This is a genomic window from Bradyrhizobium algeriense (assembly GCF_003062295.1).
In the GTDB taxonomy this organism is placed as follows: domain Bacteria; phylum Pseudomonadota; class Alphaproteobacteria; order Rhizobiales; family Xanthobacteraceae; genus Bradyrhizobium; species Bradyrhizobium algeriense.
Genome location: NZ_PYCN01000001.1, coordinates 337,699 through 358,289, shown reverse-complemented (window position 1 = coordinate 358,289; position 20,591 = coordinate 337,699). Strand labels below are relative to the sequence as shown.

Here is a 20,591-nt window from a genome sequence, read left to right as displayed (position 1 = left end):
AGATGGTGGGCACGGCGCAAACGTGCCTTTGCCCACCCTACGCCGCTACGCTTTAAAATACGCGATTTGCGTTGTGGTTGCGAGCAGGCGTCCCGAAGGCGACCACAATTCGCCGTTCTGGTCGCCATAGCTCCTGTGGAAGATCTTGGCATCCGCCACAGCCAACACCCGCGTGATATCCTCGGCCGCGAGGTCGTCCGACGCCGTGTGGAAATACGTCGTGATCGATACCGTGCCGAACGGCATCAATTCCCGGCGCGCCAGAAATACCCGGCCGAAGAACGCATCCGACATCGACATCAGCGACAGCATGTCGATCTTTCGCGGCACGTGATCGCTGATCCACTGCTTCGAGTACGCATCGAGCGGCGGCGACGCCGGCGAGCCGTAGAAGCTCGGTTCGCCCTCGACGAAGCGGAAATCATACTGGTGCGTCCACGTCATCGGAGTGTTCGGGAACGCGCGCGCCTGCTCGAACGGTGTGGCGCCGGGAAATTTTGCCTGCTGGTGCGACCATGACGGGCGGCGCTCGGCGAATATTGCGGTGGCCAGCGTTGCGACGTCACCGCCGCCCTGCGTCATCTCCACGCACCAGTGCTGGCTCGAACGGTTGGCCTTGACCAGGCGAACGTCGAGATCGAAGGCGCCTTCGACCACCGGCGCGCAGAAATTCACGGTCAACGACAGCGGATCGCCCGCCCGCTGCGGATGGTCGATCAGCGCGCGCAGGATGGTGGCGGCCGTGCAGCCGCCGAACGGGCCGACGAAGGCCCAATAGTCCGGGCTGGTCCTGCCCTGCCAGCAGCTATCGCCGGCGGTGACGCGTGTGGCGTTGTCGAAAAGGTGAGGGGTCTTGGTGAGCATGAATACTCTTCAGTCTTGAGAGACGCGACGTGGTTGCCGCAGATGCCGTCATTGCGAGCGAAGCGACTTGTCCGCCGTAGCTCGAAGAGCGAAGGCGGAAGCAATCCATCGCGCCGCAGAACTGGATTGCTTCGTCGCTACGCTCCTCGCAATGACGGCGGATGGAGTATCGCGACTCTTTGGCCGAATTCAATGACGCCCGAGGTAATGGCGTCCCGCGTCCCGGGATTTACCGCGTCACCCCGCGCTGGGCGCTTGTCTCCGGCACCGGCGCGGCGGCGCGCACCGGCACGTGCCAGATATCCTCGGCATATTCCCGGATGGTGCGGTCGGAGGAGAACCACGGCATCCGCGCGACGTTGAGGATCGAGGCGCGGGTCCAGGCCGGCACCACCTGCCAGCGGGCGTCGATGCCGCGCTGAGCCGCGTAGTAGGAATCGAAATCGGCCGAGACCATGTAGTGGTCGAGATAACGCAGCGCGTGACCCATGGAGGCAAAGCGGGCGGGATCGTCGGGCGAGAACGCGCCGCTCTCGATGGCGGTGATGGCCCGGGCCAGCCGCGGCGAGCGGCTGATCACGTCGGTCGCATCCAGGCCCTGCTTGCGCCGGACCATGACGTCGCCGGCCTCCATGCCGAAGATCGCGATGTTCTCCGCGCCGACATGGTCGCGGATTTCGATATTGGCGCCGTCAAGCGTGCCGATAGTGAGCGCGCCGTTGAGCGCCAGCTTCATGTTGCCGGTGCCGGAGGCTTCCATGCCGGCGGTCGAGATCTGCTCGGAGAGATCGGCGGCCGGAATGATCACCTCTGCAAGGCTGACATTGTAGTCGGCGAGGAAGACGACCTTGAGCCTTCCTGCGATGACGGGGTCGTGGTTGACGACTTCGGCGACATCGTTGATCAGCTTGATGATCAGCTTGGCATAGCGATAGCTCGCCGCCGCCTTGCCGGCGAAGATCTTCACCCGCGGCACCCAGTCGCGCTGCGGCTCATCCTTGATCGCCTGATACAGTGCGACGGTCTCGACGACGTTAAGCAATTGACGCTTGTATTCGTGGATGCGCTTGATCTGGATATCGAACAGCGCCGACGGATCGATCTTGATGCGGAGCCGCTCGTTGATCAGGCGCGCCAGCGCCAGCTTGTTGTGATGCTTGACCTCGCGAAAACGCTGCTGGAACGCGTTGTCGCTGGCGCGGGCCTCGAGGCGCTCGAACAGGGAGAAGTCGTCGAGCACGGCCTCGCCGCAGACCTCGCGCATCAGGCCGGTCAGCTTCGGGTTGGCGAGCATCAGCCAGCGGCGGAAGGTGATGCCGTTGGTCTTGTTGGTGATGCGGCTGGGATAGAGATGGTTGAGATCGTGGAACACGGTCTCCTTCATCAGGTCGGAATGCATCGCCGAGACGCCGTTGATGCGGTGCGAGCCGACGAAAGCGAGTTGCCCCATCCGCACCCGCCGTCCGGACTTCTCGTCGATCAGCGACACCGAAGCGCGGAAATCGATGTCGCCGGGACAGCGCTGATCCGCCAACGCCAGATGCGCGACATTGATGCGGTAGATGATTTCGAGATGCCGCGGCAGCAGCCGCTCGAACAGTTCGACCGGCCAGGTCTCCAGCGCTTCCGGCAGCAGCGTGTGATTGGTGTAGGACAGCGTCGCCACCGTGAGCTTCCACGCTTCGTCCCAGCGGAAGTTGTGCAGGTCGACCAGGATGCGCATCAGCTCGGTGACGGCGAGGCTCGGATGGGTGTCGTTGAGCTGCACCGCGACCTTGGAGGGGAGGTTGCGCAACTGCCCGTCGGATGCGAGGTGCCGCTTGATCAGGTCCTGCAGCGAGGCCGAAACGAAAAAATATTCCTGCCGCAGCCGGAGTTCGCGCCCCGCAGAGCTCTCGTCATTCGGATACAGGAATTTGCAGATCGATTCCGCACGCGCTTCCTCGGCGACGGCGCCGAGATAATCGCCGGTGTTGAAGACATCGAGCCGCAGCGGGTCGGGCGCACGCGCCGACCACAGCCGCAGCGCGTTGACGTGCTGGCCGCGCCAGCCCACGATCGGGGTGTCGTAGGCGACAGCTTGCACGGTTTCCGCCGGACGCCAGGTGGCGCGGTCGCGGCCGCGGTCGTCGACGTGGTCGACAAAGCCGCCGAAATGGATGTGGTAGACCACCTCGGCCCGCTGGAATTCCCAGGGGTTGCCAAAACTCAGCCATTCGTCCGGGTATTCGTGCTGCCAGCCCTGCGCGATGATCTGGCGGAACAGACCGAAATCGTAACGGATGCCGTAGCCGATGGCGGGAATGGCCAGCGTCGCCATGCTCTCCATGAAGCACGCCGCGAGCCGCCCGAGGCCGCCATTGCCGAGCGCCGCGTCCGGCTCGCATTTGCGCAGGTCGTCAAGCCCGACGCCGAGATCGCCGAGCGCCGCCTCGAACACCGGCAGCAGGCCCATATTGTTCAGCGCGTCGGTGAACAGCCGGCCGATCAGGAATTCGAGCGAGAGGTAATAGACCCGTTTGCTGCCGGCATCGTAGCTCTCCTTCTCGGCCGTCAGCCAACGGTGCACGATGCGGTCGCGCAGCGCCAGCGCCGCGGCCTTGTACCAGTCGCGCCGTGTCGCCATGCCGGCGTCCTTGCCGATCGCAAGCCGGAGCTTGGCGAGGATTGCGCCCTTGATTTCGGCCAGCGACAGCTCGTCGATCGGCTGATCCAGCGCCGGATAACTGGCCGGATGGTTTCCTGGGATTTGTTCCTGCAATACGTCGATTCCTGCGATTGAGACTCAGAACGAAGATACGCGCCTTGCCCGGCAATCGAAACGTCGGAGTATGCCGGAGTGCGTTGTGCACTGCGCTGGTATGATTTTATGCAAGGACCGGGCCGATTTCGCGGCACCGGCGGCCGTCTTTTGGTGATATAATTGGGGTGCAAAAGCCGAGGGATCGCTGGGATAACCGGGTGCCAGTACGCGTGACGGAAACGTGTGCCGCCAGAACGGGAGGCCTGCCATGAGATTGACGATAGAGATCGTCGCCACTGCGTTGTTGGTTGTCTGCATCAGTGCGACCAGCGCAGCCTTTGCCGCCGGCAAGGCCGGCAAGAGCGCCGACGGCCTGAGCTGTTCCTTCAGTGTTGCGCAAGGCGCTTCGCCCGCCGCGCGCTGTGCGGCGATCAAGCGGCAATGCGGCGGAAAGTTCTACGCCAATTACTGCGGCGACAAGCTGCTCTCGGCGATGTGAAGGATTGAGCCCGGACGGTTCATGCCGTGGCGCCGTTCCAGCCTTCGCCTTCCTCGGCAAGTCCGGGGTAGCGGAGATAGAGCTTTTGCAGCAGCTCGAAATGCAAGGCGGACGATATCTCGTCGAGAGGCTTGGCAAGCAGGGCCCGATCGTCGCTGTCGAGGGCGGACACGATCGCATTCGTGCGGTCGATCGCGTCGGCCGCTTCCAGTAACAAGGTCCGGATCTCGGTAGCCTGCGTCGCGTCCATCGTCCTCGGTTCTTTGCGGCAAATCACCGAAAGACAATCTCTGATAGGGGACATTTTGCTGCTCTACCAGAACAAATTAAGAACACTTTAGCAAGTGTTTGATATATCATTGTGATTCGGCGCAGTGCCGGCACAACATCTATGGTCTATCCGAGTTTGTGAGGACTACATGTCCACCATCGCCTTCGATCAGTTCGCTCTCACCCGTATCGCCGATTTCGCGCGCTCGCTGTCGCGCCTGCATCAGGCCTCGCGCCGCCGGCTCGTCGACGACGACGCGATCGACCGCGAGTTCAACGCGGTCTGCATGTCGGTGTGGGGTTACACCACGGACGATTTCAGCGACGAACTGTTTTCGGTCGAGGACCACGCCTTTCTCGACGCGCTGGATGAAGCGCAGGCACGAATCTTTGCCGCCGAACAAGGCTACGACCTCGTCGACGATCAGGGCATGCTGACGGATTGGTGGGGCTATTGCTGGATGATCCTGGCCGAGAAGCGCGGCTTGCTGACGCCGGAAAACCGCGCCGCGGCGCGTGCGGCGATCGAGGAAAAATATCTGTCGGCGCCAAACGTGATCGGCGTCATCGTCGGGCGGTAGCCGACGTCAGCCTTGTAGCCCGGATGGAGCGCAGCGCAATCCGGGAAAGTGTGCGAGACCGGCCCCGGATTGCGCTTCGCTTCATCCGGGCTACAAGATCGCCTAGTTCACTTCCGCACGCTTCGCTGGCTTCGGCGCAACTGTCTTCGGTATCGAGGCGGTCGGCAGTTCGGCGTCGCGTCTTGCCTCGGGAAGCGGCGCGCCGGCCGCGACCATCTCGGCGCTGACCGGCGCCACCTTCATTTCGCCAAGGCGGGCGCGGACATCTGCTGTGAGGCCGGGATAGGAGGCGACGGGAGTGAACTCCGCCGTCTGCTCGGCCCCTAAGCGAACGCCGGTATAGGCCACCAGGCCGTCGGTGGTGGCAACGACATCGCCGGAGCGCAGCGAGGTATCGAGCGTGAGATCGACCGGCGCCAGCCCGGACGGGCTTCGGCCGTTGCAGGTGCAATCGGCGCGCAGCGCCTTGCGATAGGCGAAGGCGTTTTCGCTGTCGGCATAGCGCTCGCCATTGCCTGCGGTCGCGCTGTCGATATGACTGCCGTAAAACACCTTGGTGACGCTCGCCGGGCAGAAGGCCTGGCAGGTCTGAACCGGCGTGGCGTTGCCGCGCATGGTCAGCGGAAAATACTTGCCGTCGCAGCTTCGCACGCAGAAGGCAGGCCCAGACCCCGCAACGCGCGGCGCCGGCGCGGAATGGGCCGGTTGATTGGTGCCGAACGGATCGGCGAAGAAGTTCGCCTGCGCGGGGGCTTGCCGCGCCTGCGGCTTTTGGGCGCCGCCGAACAGGAAATCGAACAGACCTTCGGCGGAGACGCTGCCGGGTGCCAGCGCAAGCGAGCCCGCAAGGGTCGCGGCGGCCACAACCGTCGCGCGGCGCCGCACGCGCGAAAAAGCCAACTCTGTACGCAACGCCAACTCCACCCCACGCAACCGACGCGCTGAAGCGCCATAGACTTCAGTTCGGGGTAACCTTAACGGGGGATGGTAAATGAGCTTTTACCGGGGGCGGGAAGGCGGAAAAGAAATGCGGAGGCGAGCGCGGCAAGTACGCCCTCTCTCGTCATGGCCGGGCTTGACCCGGCCATCCACGTCTTCCTTGCCCGTGGATGCCCGGGTCAAGCCCGGGCATGACGACAGTGTGGACGGAGAGGGCGAGCCTCACGCCTTCAAGAATTCACCGGCCTTGTAGAGCGAACGAAACTCCAAGCCGGCTTCCGCGAACGTTTCGGTCGCGCCTTCCTCGCGGTCGACCATGGTCAACACCAGCACGATCTCGCCGCCGGCGTCGCGCACGGCTTCCACCGCCTTCAGCGCCGAGCCGCCGGTCGTTGTGACGTCCTCGACGATGACGATGCGCTTGCCCTGCAAGGTCTCGCCCTTGGCGAGCCCCTCTACCGCGAGGCGGGCGCCATGTTCCTTCGGCTTCTTGCGCACGAAGAAGGCGGCGATCGGGTGACCCTTGAGCCAGGACAGCTGCGCGATCGCGCCCGCCAGTGGGACTGCGCCCATTTCCAGCCCGCCGACGAAATCGAGATTGTCGTCCTTCAGCGCCTCATAGGTCAGTTCGGCCAGCAGCGCCGCGCCTTCGGGGTCGAGCATGGTCGGCTTGAGGTTGAAGTAGAAGTCGCTCTTGCGGCCCGAGGCCAGCGTGATCTCGCCGCGCCCGAACGAACGCTTGCGGATGATCTCGGCGAGGCGGGCGCGGGAGGCGGATTTGGACAAGGCGGTTTCCCCGGGGTTTCAGGCCGGGCGCAATCTATCGGCGCTGCCAGGCACATTCCAGCGCTGATCTCGTGCCGTCAACAGGGCACGGTGTCCCGCGGCGGCCCGATGAACGCAGGGACGGCATTCGGAAAGGACCGTTGTAAGGCCCTTTGGTTCCGCGCTACGGGAGGGCCAAAGCTTCTACCAAAGCTTCTATCAAAGCTTCTCTTGGGGGAAACCGTAAATGACGATCGAACTGCACACCTGGAACACGCCGAACGGCCGCAAGATCTCGGTAGCGCTGGAGGAAATGGGGCTGCCCTACAAGGTGATCCCGGTGAACATCACCAAGGGCGAGCAGAATGCACCCGCCTTTCTCAAGCTCAGTCCGAACAACAAGATCCCTGCGATCGTCGATCCCGACGGCCCCGGCGGCGAGCCGGTCAGCATCTTCGAATCCGGCGCGATTCTGCTCTATCTCGGCGAGAAGACCGGCAAGTTCCTGCCCAAGCCGCTCGCGGAGCGTATCCCGGTCTATGAATGGCTGATGTGGCAGATGGGCGGTTTTGGGCCGATGCCGGGCCAGGTGCACCATTTTATCGCGCTGGAAAATGAAACCGACCGCGCCTATGGCCTGAAGCGCTTCATGGCCGAGACGCGCCGGCTCTATGGCGTGCTGGACCGCCGGCTGGAGGGGCGCGAATTCGTCGCCGACGCCCTGTCGGTCGCCGACTTCGCCATCCTCGGCTGGGCCTGGCGCCACCCGCGCCACAAGGTGGAGCTGAAGGATTTTCCGAACGTCGAGCGCTGGTACAACGCGTTGATGGCCCGCCCGGCCACCAAGCGCGGCATGGAAGCGAAATTGGATTGAGCTTCTTCCTTCTCCCACAAGGGGAGAAGGAAGAAAGATCACGCCCGCTTCGCTTCAAACGCCATCTTCACGGCAAGCCCCGCCAGCACGGTGCCCATCAGCCAGCGCTGCACCAGAAGCCAGCTCGGCCGCGTGCCGAGAAAGCGCGCGATCGATCCGGCGGCGAGCGCAATCATGGCGTTAACACTGACGCTGATGACGATCTGGATCGCGCCCAGCGCCAGCGACTGCGTCAGCACGCTGCCGACGGCGGGATCGATGAACTGCGGCAGCAGCGCCAGATACAGCATCGCGATCTTCGGATTGAGCAGGTTGGTGACGAACCCCATCGCAAACAATTTGCGCGGGCCGTCGACTTGCAGCTCCTTCACCTGAAACGGTGAGCGCCCATTAGGTTTTAGCGCCTGCCACGCCAGCCACAGCAAATAGGCGGCGCCGGCGAAGCGCAGCGCGTCATAGGCGTAAGGTACGGCGAACAACAGCGCCGTGATGCCGAACGCAGCGCACAGCATGTAGAACACAAACCCGAGCGCCACGCCGCCGAGCGACACGATCCCCGCTGCCGGCCCTTGCGTGATCGAACGCGAAATCAGGTAGATCATGTTCGGCCCGGGCGTCAGCACCATGCCGAGCGAGACCAGCGCGAAACCGAGCAGCGTTGCAATGTGAGGCATGGGAGACTCGCGGGAGGAATTCGCAAGTTTCTAGCGCGCGTCGGACCGCGATGTCATTTCGTATATTGCTCCGAGGACATTTCTGTCGATGACAGCGTGGCTAATGCGCCTCATCCCAATTATTCGCGGCGCGCGCGTCCACCTGCAGCGGCAGCGAGAGCAGCACCGCGGGGAAAGGCGCGTCCTGCATCACGTGCTGCACGACCGGAAGTGTCGCCGCCACCTCGTTGTCGGGCACCTCGAAGATCAGTTCGTCGTGCACCTGCAAGAGCATCTGCGCGGAAAGCTTCTTTGCGGCAAGTGCATCTTCCATCCGGATCATCGCGCGGCGGATGATGTCGGCGGCGGTGCCTTGCAGGCGCGCATTGATCGACGCGCGCTCGTTGAAGGCGCGAACCGACGCATTCGAAGCCTTGATGTCGGGGTAGTACATCTTCCGGCCGAACAGCGTGGAGACATAGCCGTTCTTGCGGCATGATTCCTTGGTCTCATCCATATAGGCGCGGATGCCCGGAAAGCGCTCAAAGTACTTCTTGATGTAGGCGGAGGCTTCCTCGCGGGCGATGCCGAGCTGGTTGGCGAGGCCGAACGCCGAGATGCCGTAGATGATGCCGAAATTGATCGCTTTGGCGCGGCGGCGCACCTCGCCCGGCATGTCCTTGATCGGCACGCCGAACATTTCGGAGGCCGTCATGGCGTGAATGTCGAGCCCGTCGCGGAACGCCTGCTTCAGCACGGGGATGTCAGCGATCTCGGCCAGCAGTCGCAATTCAATCTGTGAATAATCCGCCGACACCAGCTTGTGGCCGGGCGTCGCGATAAAGGCGCGGCGGATCTTGCGGCCGTCCTCGGTGCGAACCGGGATGTTCTGCAGGTTCGGCTCGTTCGACGACAGCCGCCCCGTGGTGGTAGCTGCCAGCGCATACGTCGTGTGCACGCGATGGGTCTGTGGATGCACATATTCCGGCAGCGCGTCGGTGTAGGTCGATTTCAGCTTCGACACCTGCCGCCATTCCAAAATCTTCTTCGGAAACTCATGACCCTGTTCGGCGAGTTCGTCGAGGATCTGCGCCGAGGTCGACCATGCGCCGGTCTTGGTCTTGGTGCCGCCGGTTATTCCCATCTTGCCGAAGATAATGTCGCCGATCTGTTTGGGGCTGCCGACATTGATCGGCTCGCCCGCGATCTCCTGCAGCTCGGCCTCGACGCGGGCCGCGGTCTGGGCGAACTCGCCCGACAGCCGCGACAGCACCTGCCGGTCGATCGAGATGCCGCGCCGTTCCATTCGCGCCAGCACGCTGACCAGCGGCCGTTCGAGCGTCTCGTAGACCGTCGTCATGTGTTCGGCGGCGAGCCGCGGCTTCAGCACACGATGCAGCCGCAGGATCACGTCGGCGCTCTCGGCCGAATAGGTGGTCGCCTTGTCGATCGCGACCTGATCGAAGGTCAGCTTGTTCTTGCCGTTGCCGATTAGCTCGCTTTCGCCGATCACGGCATGGCCAAACCAACGTTCGGCGAGCGACCCCAGCGCATGTGAATTGCGTCCAGCGTCGAGCGCGTACGACATCAATTGCGCATCGTCGATATTGCACAGTGTGATGCCGTGCTGCGCCAGCATCACGGCGTTGAATTTGATGTCGAAGCCGATCTTGAGAATGCCTGGTGATTCCAACAGCGGCTGCAGTGCCGCCAGCGCCTCGGCGGCCGTGATCTGGTCCGGTGCCAGGCCAGCGTCGAACAGGCCTGCGCCGCCGCCCGATTGCTTGTGCGTGAGCGGAACATAGCAGGCGTCGTTTGGCGCCAGCGCCAGCGCGATACCGCAGATGTCGGCCTGCATCGGATCGCCCGAGCTCGCCTTGACGTCGATCGCAAACGTGCCGGCGTCATAGGCCCGCGCAACCCAGGCATTGAGCTCATCGAAATTACGGATGGTCTGATACTTGCTCCGGTCGACCGGCAGTTTTCGTGCGGCTTCGGCGCGGGCGGCGGCGAGTGAGATTGGCGTTCCCTTGGGGCTCGCGGCCTTGTCCTGCTTGTCGGCGCCTTTGTCCGGTGTCGTCTTTCCCTTGCCTGAGGGCGAGGCGGAAGGAGAACCCGGGGCATCGAACAGCGTCGCTCCCTCGGAATAGCCTTCCGGCTTCTTGCCCGAGGGCGGCACCGCGAAAACACTGGCGCCGCTTTTGTTACCCGCATCCGCCTCGATATCCGCCGGGTCAACTTGCGAATATTCGGCCACGCGGCGGGTGAGTGTGGAGAACTCCATCGCCTTGAGGAAGGCAATCAGCTTGCGCGCATCCGGCTCGTGCACCGCGAGGTCGTCGAGCGGAACCTCAAGATCGACTTTGTCGTCGAGCAGCACCAGTTGCCGCGAGATACGCGCCTTCTCGGCGTTCTCGATCAGGGCCTCGCGCCGCTTCGGCTGCTTGATCTCGCCGGCGCGGAACAACAGTTGTTCCAGATCGCCATATTCGATGATCAATTGCGCGGCGGTCTTGACGCCGATGCCGGGCACGCCGGGTACATTGTCGGTGGAATCGCCGGCCAGCGCCTGCACCTCGACGACTTTCTCGGGCGGCACGCCGAATTTCTCGATCACTTCGGGAATGCCGATCCGGCGATCCTTCATGGTGTCGTACATGGTGACGCAATCGGTCACGAGCTGCATCAGGTCCTTGTCCGAGGACACGATGGTGGCGGAAGCCCCGCGCTCGCAGGCGATTCGGACATAGGTCGCGATCAGATCGTCGGCCTCGAAGCCGACCTGTTCCAGGCAGGGCAGGTCGAACGCGCGCACCGCCTCGCGGATCAGCGCAAATTGCGGGATCAGGTCATCCGGCGCCGCTGTCCGGTGCGCCTTGTAATCGGGATAGAGCTTGTTGCGGAACGTGATCTCGGATTTATCGAACACGACCGCCAGATGCGTTGGCCGGTTATCCTCCGGCATTTCGCGGAGCAGCTTCCACAACATATTGCAGAAGCCGAGCACGGCATTGACCTGCAGCCCGTCGGATCTGCGGTTTAGGGGCGGCAGCGCGTGATAGGCGCGGAAAATGTAGCCGGAACCGTCGACCAGAAAGACATGGTCGCCCTTGCCAGGCTGTTTGGCGGGCGCCTTGGCAGGGGTTTTGGCGGCGGGAGCGGGTTTCGCGGCGGCTTTGGGGGCTGATTTCGGCATGGCCGAAATTTAGGGATTTTTGCGCGGAATGACAGCCTTGTGAGGTGGATTTTGGTCGCTACCGCACAGCCAAATTGCCGTCGCCCCGGGCTACGGGGCCGACGACTTACTCCGCCGGCTGCAGCGCCGGAGCGGCCTTTTTCGGCGCGATCCAGAAGGCTTCGGGGCGCTCGAACAGGAAGTCGGCGCGCAGCGCCAGCGCCAGCCGCCAGATCACCACTGCGCCTGCGACGCCGGCAACGGTGACGATCAGCGAGATCACCCCGATATCGGCGATCAGGCCGGTCTTCAGCAGCAGCGTTCGGGTCACCGCCATCGGCAGGAAGAACGCGAGATAGATGACGATGGAGTGTTCGCCGCAATAGCGCAGGAAATTGAGCCACTGCATCCGCGCCAGCAGCGTTCCCATGACGATGATGGCGCCGGCGCCGGCGAACCCGAGCGCCAGCGAGATCAGCGGCCAATGGCTGAAGTCCGCGATCACGAGGCCACCATTGACAAGCGCCCACAGCGCCAGTCCAATCAGCGCCAGCGCCAGCGCCGGCTTCTCTCGCGAACGATCCGACAGCGCGAACACGTAGGAAGCAAACAGATAGCCGGAATAGAAATAGACGAAGCGTCCGCAAAATTCGTCGATCACCGTCCAGCCGGTCACGACATGCGCCGTCTCGAGCGCCGCGGCGACGAGCCAGATCGCGATGGCGGGGATGCCGCGTGACAGTTTTGTGACGACGAAGAATACCGGCAACAAATAAATGAACCACAGCGTGCCGAACGGCTCGACGAAGGATTCCAGATACAGCAATCCGACATGGCGCCAGCCTTGTTCGGCGGCGAAGCCCGGCGCCTTGAAGCCGAACTGGATCGTCATCCACAGCACGTAGAAATAGGCGAAGTGCAGGACTTTGCGGTCGAGATAGGTGCGCCAGTCGCGATCGATCACGACGGCGAGAAACAGGCCTGAAATCAGGAAGAAATCCGGCATCCGGAACGGCTGCGCGAACATGACGAACGCATGCATGAAACCAGTGTCACCGGCCGCCTTTTCCACGCCCAGCACCGAATGCATCATCACCACCATGACGATGCAGATGCCCTTGGCGTAGTCCACCCAGTCGATGCGGGTGGAACGTTCGGTGACGGCTGTGCCGTTTAAAGTCATCGGTGTCCCTTTTCGGCGCGAGGCGGCCGCATCTTCGGCCCGATCCGTTGCTTTCTCCTTTATCCATACAAGCGACATGCCGGCTTTCTGTGCTTTTTCCGGTTTCCCCTTTTGCTGAAAAATGCTCTAAGACGCCCGCGAATTCGGGATTGGCGTTAACCATCAAATACGGACTGATTTCATGCGAATCGCCATGATTGGCACGGGCTATGTGGGGCTGGTATCCGGCGCCTGCTTTGCGGATTTCGGCCACCAGGTCACCTGCGTGGACAAGGATGCCGGCAAGATCGAAGCCCTGCGCAGGGGTGAAATCCCGATCTTCGAGCCCGGGCTCGACGCGCTGGTGGCGTCCAACGTCAAGGCCAAGCGGCTGGATTTCACCACCGACCTGACCGCACCGGTCGCGGAAGCCGACGCCGTGTTCATCGCGGTCGGCACCCCATCGCGGCGCGGCGACGGCCATGCCGACCTCACTTACGTCTACAGCGCCGCGCGCGAGATCGCGGCTGCGCTGTCCGGCTTCACGGTGGTGGTGACAAAATCGACTGTGCCGGTAGGCACCGGTGACGAGGTCGAGCGCTTGATTCTCGAGGCCAATCCGTCGGCCGATGTTGTGGTCGCCTCCAATCCGGAATTCCTGCGCGAGGGCGCTGCGATCCGCGACTTTAAATTCCCCGATCGCATCGTGGTCGGTACCGATGATGAGCGCGGCCGCAAGGTGCTCGGCGACGTCTACCGGCCGCTGTCGCTCAACCAAGCGCCGCTGATGTTCACCGCGCGGCGTACCGCGGAATTAATCAAATACGCGGCGAACGCGTTCCTCGCCACCAAGATCACCTTCATCAACGAAATCGCCGATCTGTCAGAGAAGGTCGGCGCCGACGTGCAGCAGGTCGCGCGCGGCATCGGGCTCGATAACCGGATCGGCTCGAAATTCCTGCATGCCGGGCCGGGCTTCGGCGGTTCGTGCTTTCCGAAGGATACCCGTGCGCTGGTCAAGATCGCGCAGGACCATGATGTGCAGTTGCGCATCGTCGAGGCGGTGCTCGGCGTCAACGACATCAGAAAGCGGGCGATGGCGCGCAAGGTTTCCAATGCCGTCGGCGGCAATTTGCGTGGCAAGACGGTGGCCGTGCTCGGCCTAACCTTCAAGCCTGACACCGACGACATGCGCGAGGCGCCGTCGATCCCGCTGGTCACCGGCCTGCTCGACATGGGCGCGAAAGTGCGGGCGCACGATCCGGTCGGCATGGAGCAGGCGAAGAAGGAACTGCCCGAGATCGAATATTGCGCCGACCCTTACGAATGCGCGCGCGGCGCTGATGCGCTGGTGATCGTCACCGAGTGGGTCCAGTTCCGGGCGCTCGATCTGGCCCGCCTCAGGGCCGAAATGGCGCAGCCGGTCGTGGTGGATTTGCGCAACATCTACCGTCCCGAGGACATGGCCGCGCATGGCTTTACCTATGAGAGCGTGGGGCGCGTGACGACTTGATCTTCCTTCCCTTCTCCCCTTGTGGGAGAAGGTGGCTTCGCGAAGCGAAGACGGATGAGGGGTCTCTATCCGCGGAGACAGACCCCTCACCCGTCTCGAATGAGCTGACGCTCATTCGATCCACCCTCTCCCACAAGGGGAGAGGGGAAGAGAGCCAATGATACGAGCCGCAATTGCCCCGCACCTTCGACACGCCTCTACCGATCGACGCGGTGCTGGACGAGCTCGCGCACGCGCTCGCGGCCAACAACGCCGCGGTGCTGGTGGCCCCTCCCGGCGCCGGCAAGACCACGCGGGTGCCGCTGGCGCTGCTCGACGCGCCCTGGCTGAACGGCAAAAAGATCATCATGCTGGAGCCGCGGCGGATCGCGGCGCGGGCCAGTGCCGAGCGGATGGCACGGACGCTCGGCGAGCGGGCAGGGGAGACCGTCGGCTACCGCGTCCGTTTCGGCTCAAAAATATCGCGCGCGACGCGGATCGAGGTCGTCACCGAGGGAATTTTTTCGCGCCAAATTCTTGATGATCCCGAACTGAACGGCGTCGCCGCCGTGCTGTTCGACGAGTTTCACGAGCGTTCGCTCGACGCCGATCTGGGCCTGGCGCTGGCGCGCGATGCGCAGACCGGCTTGCGCGAGGATTTGCGCATCCTGGTGATGTCGGCGACGCTTGACGGCGCGCGGGTCGGCAAATTGCTAGGCGACGCGCCGGTGGTGGCCAGCGAAGGCCGCGCCTTTCCGGTCGAGACACGCTATCTCGGCCGCAAGGCGGATGCGCCCATTGAGCGGCAGATGGCGGATGCGATCGCTGTCGCGCTGCGCGCCGATCCCGGCTCGGTGCTGGCGTTTCTGCCGGGCGCGGCCGAAATCCGCCGCACGCAGAATTTTCTCGGCGAGCGCGTTCATGATGCGAGCGTCGAAATCGTGCCGCTGTTCGGTGCGCTCGACGCCGCCGTGCAGGACCGTGCGATCGCGCCGGCGCCGAACGGCCAGCGCAAGGTCGTGCTGGCAACCTCGATCGCCGAGACCTCGCTGACAATCGAGGGCGTCCGCATCGTCGTCGATTCCGGCCTGGCGCGGGTGCCGCGCTACGAGCCAGATATCGGCCTGACGCGGCTGGAGACCGTGCGCGCCTCGCGCGCCGCGGTCGATCAGCGTCGCGGCCGCGCCGGCCGCACCGAGCCCGGCGTGTGCTACCGGCTGTGGGACGAGCCGCAGACCGCTTCGCTCGCGGCCTATACCCAACCCGAGATTCTCTCGGCCGATCTGTCCTCGCTGGTGCTCGATCTCGCGCAGTGGGGCGTCCGCGATCCCTCCGCGCTGGCATTTCTCGATTCGCCACCGGCGCCGGCCTTGAAGGAAGCCAACAGCCTGCTGCACGAACTCGGCGCGCTCGATTCGGATGGCCGGATCACCGCGGAGGGCAAGAGCCTCCGCGCGCTGGCGCTGCCGCCGCGGCTGGCGCGCATGATCGTGGATTCGCATCGGCTGGGGGCGGGCGAGGAGGCGGCCGACATCGCGGCGATCCTGACCGAGCGCGGCCTCGGCGGTGACAGCGTCGATCTCGATCACAGGCTCGACCAGTTCCGCCGCGACCGCTCGCCGCGTGCCAGTAGCGCCCGCAGCCTGTCGCAGCGCTGGGCACAGCAGGTGGCTTCAACGGAAGGGCCAGCCGGCGAGGACGCATCGCCGTCGACCGGGATCATGCTCGCACTCGCCTTTCCCGACCGCGTTGCCCGCAATCGCGGCAATGGCAGCTTCGTGCTCGCCAATGGCCGTGGCGCCGCCGTCGAGCAAACCTCGTCGCTGGCACGCGCGCCCTATATCGCCGTTGCCGAGCTGACCGGCACCGCGGCCCAGGGGCGCATTCTGCTGGCGGCGCCGATCGCGCAAGCCGATATCGAAGCGCGCTTCGCCGATCAGATCGAGGATACCGAAGAGACTTCGTTCGATCGCGGCGCGATGGCGCTGCGCGGGCGCCGCAAGCGGACGCTGCACGCGATCACGCTGTCGGAAGCGCCGATCGCGCTGTCGCCCTCGGCGGAAACCGCGCGCATTTTCGCCGCAGGATTGGTTGCGGCCGGGATCGACAAGCTGCCGTGGTCGAAATCCCTGAAGCAGTGGCGCGACCGCGTGATGTTCCTGCGCAAGGCGGAAGGCGATAGCTGGCCCGATCTGTCGGACACTGCGCTCGCTGCCGACTGCGAGAACTGGCTGGTTCCTGTTCTCTACGACAAGACCTCGCTGAAGGAGCTTTCCCCGGGCGATCTTTCGGACGCGCTGATGGCATTGTTGCCGTGGGAATTGCGCGCGCGGCTGGAGCGCGAAGCGCCGACGCATTTCGAAGCGCCGACCGGCACCATGCTGGCGATCGACTACGAAGCCGAGCAGGGCCCGACCATTGCCGTGCGCTTGCAGGAATTGTTCGGGCTCAACACCCATCCCTCGATCGCCAAGGGCGCGGCGCCGCTGGTGCTGGAATTGTTGTCTCCGGCGCAGCGTCCCGTGCAGGTGACGCGCGACCTTCCGGGCTTCTGGCGCGGCAGCTATGCGGCCGTGCGTTCCGACCTGCGCGGCCGCTATCCCCGCCACCCCTGGCCGGAAGACCCGGCTACCGCGCTGCCGACCCGCCGGGTCAAGCCGCGCGGGACGTAAACGCGCGCCCGTTAACGCTTCACTCATCCTTTTCGTCAAAATGGCAGCCGCGGTCGCCTCTGTTAAGTCGCGGCTTGCCCCTGCCGTGGTGTTATCGGTGGTCTGGGAATCGAGTGTGGCGTAATGCGTAACCTGATGATCCTTGCCGCCGTCCTGGTCGGTCTCGGCACCTACATGGGGCAGATGGCGGACAAGATGTCGCTGGCGCCGGCCTCCGCCAGCACTTCGCCGAAAGCAGCGCCCGCGCAAACGGTCGCGCAGGCCTCCGGCCGCAGCCTCGACATTCCCCGCGACGCCCGCGGCCATTTCCAGACCGACGGCCACATCGACGGTCAGCGCATGAATTTCATGGTCGACACCGGCGCCTCGCTGGTGGCGCTGAACGAAAAGTCCGCGGCGCGGTTTGGCTTCCGTCCTTCGCGCAGCGACTACAACGCGACCGTCACCACCGCCAACGGCACTATCAAGGCCGCGCGCACGCGGCTTGCGATGATCGAGCTTGGCGGCCTCGTGGTGCGCGACGTCGACGCCGTGGTGCTGCCGGATGAGGCGCTGTCGGAAAACCTGCTTGGCCTGTCGTTCCTGTCGAAGCTGAAGCGGTTCGAATACGCCAACGGCAGGCTGGTGCTGGAACAGTAAGGTTTACCGGTTACCAATCTGCCTTAATTAGCTGCCACAACGCGCCAGTCCCGCCTATCGCCCGGCCCGCGTATTCGCTATGGCTGCGGTGTTCCCTTAAGCATTTTCACGACAAGGCAGCCCATGTTCCCCAAGCCCAAATCCATGCTGGTTCCGAATACCTATGAGTTCGAATCCGGGCCGATGGTAAAGGCAACCGGCTTTCGCGAATACGACGCGCGCTGGCTGTTCGAGAAGGAAATCAACCTGATGGGTATTCAGGCGCTGGGCATGGGGCTCGGCGCGCTGATTGCGGAACTCGGCGTCAAACAAGAAATCGTTACCGGCCATGATTTTCGCGGCTATTCGGCCTCGATCAAATACGCGCTGATCTCAGGCCTGATGGCGGCGGGCTGCAAGGTGCACGACATCGGGCTGGCGGTGACGCCGATGGCTTATTTCGCGCAGTTCGATCTAGACGTGCCCTGCGTCGCGATGGTGACGGCCTCGCATAACGACAATGGCTGGACCGGCGTCAAGATGGGCGCCAACCGTCCGCTCACCTTCGGCCCCGACGAGATGACGCGGCTGAGGCAAATCGTGCTCAACGCCGAGTTCAACAACAAGGCGGGCGGTTCCTACCAGTTCCACGAAGATTTCCCGGCGCGCTACATCGCCGATCTCACCAGCCGGCCGAAGCTGAAGCGCAAGCTGAAAGTCGTGGTCGCCTGCGGCAACGGCACGGCCGGCGCGTTCGCGCCGCAGGTGATGGAAGCGATCGGCTGCGAGGTGATCCCGCTCGACACCGAACTCGACCACACCTTCCCGAAATACAATCCGAACCCCGAAGACATGGAGATGCTGCACGCGATTCGCGACGCGGTGCTCAAGCACAAGGCCGATGTCGGCCTGGGCTTCGACGGCGACGGCGACCGCTGCGGCGTGGTCGACAACACCGGCGAGGAAATCTTCGCCGACAAGGTCGGCGTGATGCTGGCGCGCGACATGTCGGCGATCCACAAGGATGCGCAGTTCGTGGTCGACGTGAAATCGACTGGACTTTTCGTGACGGACCCGGTGCTGCAGAAGCAGGGCGCGAAGACGGCCTATTGGAAGACCGGGCATTCCTACATGAAGCGCCGCACCAACGAGATGGGCGCGCTGGCGGGGTTCGAAAAATCCGGACACTTCTTCTTCAACAAGCCGTTCGGCCGCGGCTATGACGACGGTCTGGTCTCGGCGATTGCGATCTGCGAGATGCTCGACCGCGCGCCTGGCAAGTCGATGGCGGACCTGAAAGATGCGCTGCCGAAGACCTGGTCGTCGCCGACGATGTCGCCGCATTGCGCCGACGAAACCAAATACGGCGTTGCCGATGCCGTGGTGAAGCATTTCGAGGCGTTGCAGAAAAACGGCGACAAGGTTGCCGGCCAGAAGATCCGCGATCTCGTCACCGTCAACGGCGTCCGTGTCACGGTTGAAGATGGAAGCTGGGGCCTGGTGCGGGCCTCATCCAACAAGCCGGAACTGGTCGTGGTGGTCGAGAGCCCGGTGAGCGAGCAGCGCATGCGCGACATGTTCGAGGCGATGGATTCCGTGCTGCGCACGCATCCGGAAGTCGGCGCGTATAATCAGAAGATTTGAGAGCGGCGGCGCTTGCTTCACACGCGATCGTCGTCCCCCGCGAAGGCGGGGGATCCAGTACGCCGCGGCTTATCGGTTGAAAACGAGCGTCTCTGGAATATTGGATCGTCCGCCCCAGTGCGCAATTGCGCACAAGGCGGACGATGACAGTGTTCTCGAATTCTTACGCTACGTGCAGCGAGCCCAGGAAGCTGCCGACCTCGGACTTCAGCCGGTCGGATTGCGACGACAGACCGTTCGCAGCATCCAGTAGCTTCGATGTTGCCCGGCCGGCCTCTTCGGAAGCACGGCTGACACTGAGAATGTTGCCGTTGACGTCCCGCGTACCGTTGGCCGCCTGCTGCACATTGCCGGCGATTTCCCGCGTCGCTGCGCCCTGTTGATCGACGGCGGCGGCGACTTCATTGGATATCTCGTCGATCTCGGCGATGGTTCCGCCGATCGCCTGGATGGCGCTGACGGCCTGGCTGGTGGCCGTCTGGATGTCCTGCACCTGCGCGGAGATTTCTTCCGTTGCCTTCGCGGTCTGATTGGCCAGCGCCTTGACTTCGCTCGCCACCACCGCAAATCCCCGTCCATGTTCGCCGGCACGGGCGGCTTCGATCGTGGCGTTCAGCGCCAGCAGGTTGGTCTGGCTCGCAATGCTCTGGATCAGCGTGACGACTTCGCCGATCTTCTGGGTGCCGGCGGCAAGCCCCTCAACCACGGAGTTGGTGCGGCGGGCCTCTTCGGCGGCCTTGTTGGCGATTTCGGCGGAGCGCGTCACCTGCTGGGCAATGTTGCTGATGGAGGCCGTCAGCTCCTCGGTCGCCGCCGCAACCGTTTCCACGTTCGACGAGGCCCGGGTCGAGGCGGCCGCCGCCTCTGCGGTATGCCGCGTGGTTTCCGCGTTGCTCTTGCTCATCAAAGTGGAGAGGCCCTGCACCTCGTTGGCGGTTAACGCGACCGCCTCGACGATGCTGCCGATCTTGCGCTCGAAGCCCGCGGCGAGTTCGCGTCGCGTCGCGTCGCTGTCCTGTTTGGCCTGCCGTTCGGCGGTCATCCGGTCGATATTGGCTCGGGCTTCGGCGGCATTTGCCGCTTCCGCCTCGGCGGTCTTCTGCGCGGTCGTCTCGAACAGGCTGGACAGCTTCACCGCCAGCCAGCTCAGCACGCCGGCCTCGATCAGAAGAATGACGGCGTGAAGCACGACGCGGCCGAGATCGGCGCCGCCGGGATAAACCGCCGCCGGAAGCAGGAAGTTCAGCACCAGATGATGCAGCGCGACCGCGACCGCGCCGGCGAGGATCGGGCGATAGTCGCAATAGGCGAGGAGACATGCCAGCGTGGCGAAGAAATACATGTGCGTGTCGACCTGCCAGGCATGGCCGGCGAGCTGGAAGGTAAACACCGACACGCTGCCCATCAGGGCGACGCCAAAGATCAGCCGCGTCGAAAGCCCGTTACCCGAGGTGCGCCACGACAGGGTCGCAGCCAGCGCCATCGCCGCCGTCAGCGCGGTTGGCGCCAGCCAGCCGCTATCGCGCATCAGGCCGATGGCGAGCGCAATGGGAACATGAAGCCAGAGCAATCCCAGCAAGGCCTTGCTGGTGGTTTCGCGCAAAGCTGCAAGGTCATCGCTTTCAATGGTCATTTCCGGA

General features: G+C 63.9%; 16 protein-coding genes. 7 read left to right on the top strand and 9 right to left on the bottom strand.

Annotated features, from left to right (window positions below; genetic code table 11):
- Nucleotides 1–45: 45 nt before the first annotated feature.
- Together C7G61_RS01725 and C7G61_RS01720 are read right to left on the bottom strand one after the other, a co-directional pair.
- A complete protein-coding gene (locus C7G61_RS01725) occupies nt 46–864 on the bottom strand; it encodes an acyl-CoA thioesterase (RefSeq protein ID WP_108512332.1) in 819 nt (272 codons plus the stop codon).
- A 229-nt stretch (nt 865–1,093) separates the two neighbouring features.
- Nucleotides 1,094–3,634 carry a glycogen/starch/alpha-glucan phosphorylase gene (locus C7G61_RS01720; protein ID WP_420836732.1) on the bottom strand — a complete coding sequence of 847 codons (2,541 nt, stop codon included), beginning with the start codon at nt 3,632–3,634 and terminating at the stop codon, nt 1,094–1,096.
- A 241-nt stretch (nt 3,635–3,875) separates the two neighbouring features.
- On the opposite strand from C7G61_RS01720, the gene C7G61_RS01715 reads away from it, so the two are divergent.
- The gene (locus tag C7G61_RS01715; RefSeq protein ID WP_108512331.1) at nt 3,876–4,106 is read left to right on the top strand and encodes a hypothetical protein; all 231 of its coding nucleotides are present in this window, start codon (nt 3,876–3,878) and stop codon (nt 4,104–4,106) included.
- Between the two features lie 19 nt (nt 4,107–4,125).
- Here the strand turns inward: C7G61_RS01715 and C7G61_RS01710 are convergent, their stop codons facing one another.
- Nucleotides 4,126–4,356 carry a hypothetical protein gene (locus C7G61_RS01710; protein WP_108512330.1) on the bottom strand — a complete coding sequence of 77 codons (231 nt, stop codon included), beginning with the start codon at nt 4,354–4,356 and terminating at the stop codon, nt 4,126–4,128.
- 169 nt (nt 4,357–4,525) lie between these two features.
- On the opposite strand from C7G61_RS01710, the gene C7G61_RS01705 reads away from it, so the two are divergent.
- Complete coding sequence (locus tag C7G61_RS01705; protein WP_108512329.1) at nt 4,526–4,957, top strand: hypothetical protein; 432 nt, start codon at nt 4,526–4,528, stop codon at nt 4,955–4,957.
- 102 nt (nt 4,958–5,059) lie between these two features.
- On the opposite strand, the gene C7G61_RS01700 is transcribed toward C7G61_RS01705, so the two are convergent.
- Together C7G61_RS01700 and pyrE are read right to left on the bottom strand one after the other, a co-directional pair.
- Nucleotides 5,060–5,869 carry a DUF2865 domain-containing protein gene (locus C7G61_RS01700; protein WP_190241616.1) on the bottom strand — a complete coding sequence of 270 codons (810 nt, stop codon included), beginning with the start codon at nt 5,867–5,869 and terminating at the stop codon, nt 5,060–5,062.
- A gap of 249 nt (nt 5,870–6,118) precedes the next feature.
- Nucleotides 6,119–6,682 (bottom strand): orotate phosphoribosyltransferase, encoded by a 564-nt coding sequence (pyrE, locus tag C7G61_RS01695; RefSeq protein WP_108512327.1) that lies wholly within the window; start codon nt 6,680–6,682, stop codon nt 6,119–6,121.
- Nucleotides 6,683–6,908: 226 nt separating this feature from the next.
- On the opposite strand from pyrE, the gene C7G61_RS01690 reads away from it, so the two are divergent.
- Complete coding sequence (locus C7G61_RS01690; protein ID WP_108512326.1) at nt 6,909–7,535, top strand: glutathione S-transferase family protein; 627 nt, start codon at nt 6,909–6,911, stop codon at nt 7,533–7,535.
- A 38-nt stretch (nt 7,536–7,573) separates the two neighbouring features.
- Here the strand turns inward: C7G61_RS01690 and C7G61_RS01685 are convergent, their stop codons facing one another.
- The 3 genes from C7G61_RS01685 to C7G61_RS01675 all read right to left on the bottom strand — a co-directional run bounded on the left by C7G61_RS01685 (nt 7,574) and on the right by C7G61_RS01675 (nt 12,546).
- Nucleotides 7,574–8,209 (bottom strand): LysE family translocator, encoded by a 636-nt coding sequence (locus tag C7G61_RS01685; protein ID WP_108512325.1) that lies wholly within the window; start codon nt 8,207–8,209, stop codon nt 7,574–7,576.
- Between the two features lie 100 nt (nt 8,210–8,309).
- A complete protein-coding gene (gene polA, locus C7G61_RS01680; RefSeq protein ID WP_108512324.1) occupies nt 8,310–11,384 on the bottom strand; it encodes a DNA polymerase I in 3,075 nt (1,024 codons plus the stop codon).
- A gap of 106 nt (nt 11,385–11,490) precedes the next feature.
- Entirely contained in the window at nt 11,491–12,546 is a 1,056-nt protein-coding gene (locus tag C7G61_RS01675; protein WP_108512795.1) for an acyltransferase family protein, read from the bottom strand.
- Nucleotides 12,547–12,727: 181 nt separating this feature from the next.
- Between C7G61_RS01675 and C7G61_RS01670 the strand changes: the two genes are divergently transcribed.
- From C7G61_RS01670 to C7G61_RS01655, 4 genes are all read left to right on the top strand, one after another.
- Entirely contained in the window at nt 12,728–14,038 is a 1,311-nt protein-coding gene (locus tag C7G61_RS01670; RefSeq protein WP_108512323.1) for a UDP-glucose dehydrogenase family protein, read from the top strand.
- A gap of 173 nt (nt 14,039–14,211) precedes the next feature.
- Nucleotides 14,212–16,689 carry an ATP-dependent helicase HrpB gene (hrpB, locus tag C7G61_RS01665; protein ID WP_190241615.1) on the top strand — a complete coding sequence of 826 codons (2,478 nt, stop codon included), beginning with the start codon at nt 14,212–14,214 and terminating at the stop codon, nt 16,687–16,689.
- Between the two features lie 123 nt (nt 16,690–16,812).
- Complete coding sequence (locus C7G61_RS01660) at nt 16,813–17,328, top strand: TIGR02281 family clan AA aspartic protease (protein WP_108512322.1); 516 nt, start codon at nt 16,813–16,815, stop codon at nt 17,326–17,328.
- Nucleotides 17,329–17,451: 123 nt separating this feature from the next.
- Nucleotides 17,452–18,951, top strand: coding sequence for a phosphomannomutase/phosphoglucomutase (locus tag C7G61_RS01655; protein ID WP_108512321.1), 1,500 nt, complete (start codon nt 17,452–17,454; stop codon nt 18,949–18,951).
- Nucleotides 18,952–19,114: 163 nt separating this feature from the next.
- Here C7G61_RS01655 and C7G61_RS01650 read toward each other — a convergent pair whose 3' ends face one another.
- A complete protein-coding gene (locus C7G61_RS01650; RefSeq protein WP_108512320.1) occupies nt 19,115–20,584 on the bottom strand; it encodes a methyl-accepting chemotaxis protein in 1,470 nt (489 codons plus the stop codon).
- Nucleotides 20,585–20,591 lie beyond the last annotated feature (7 nt).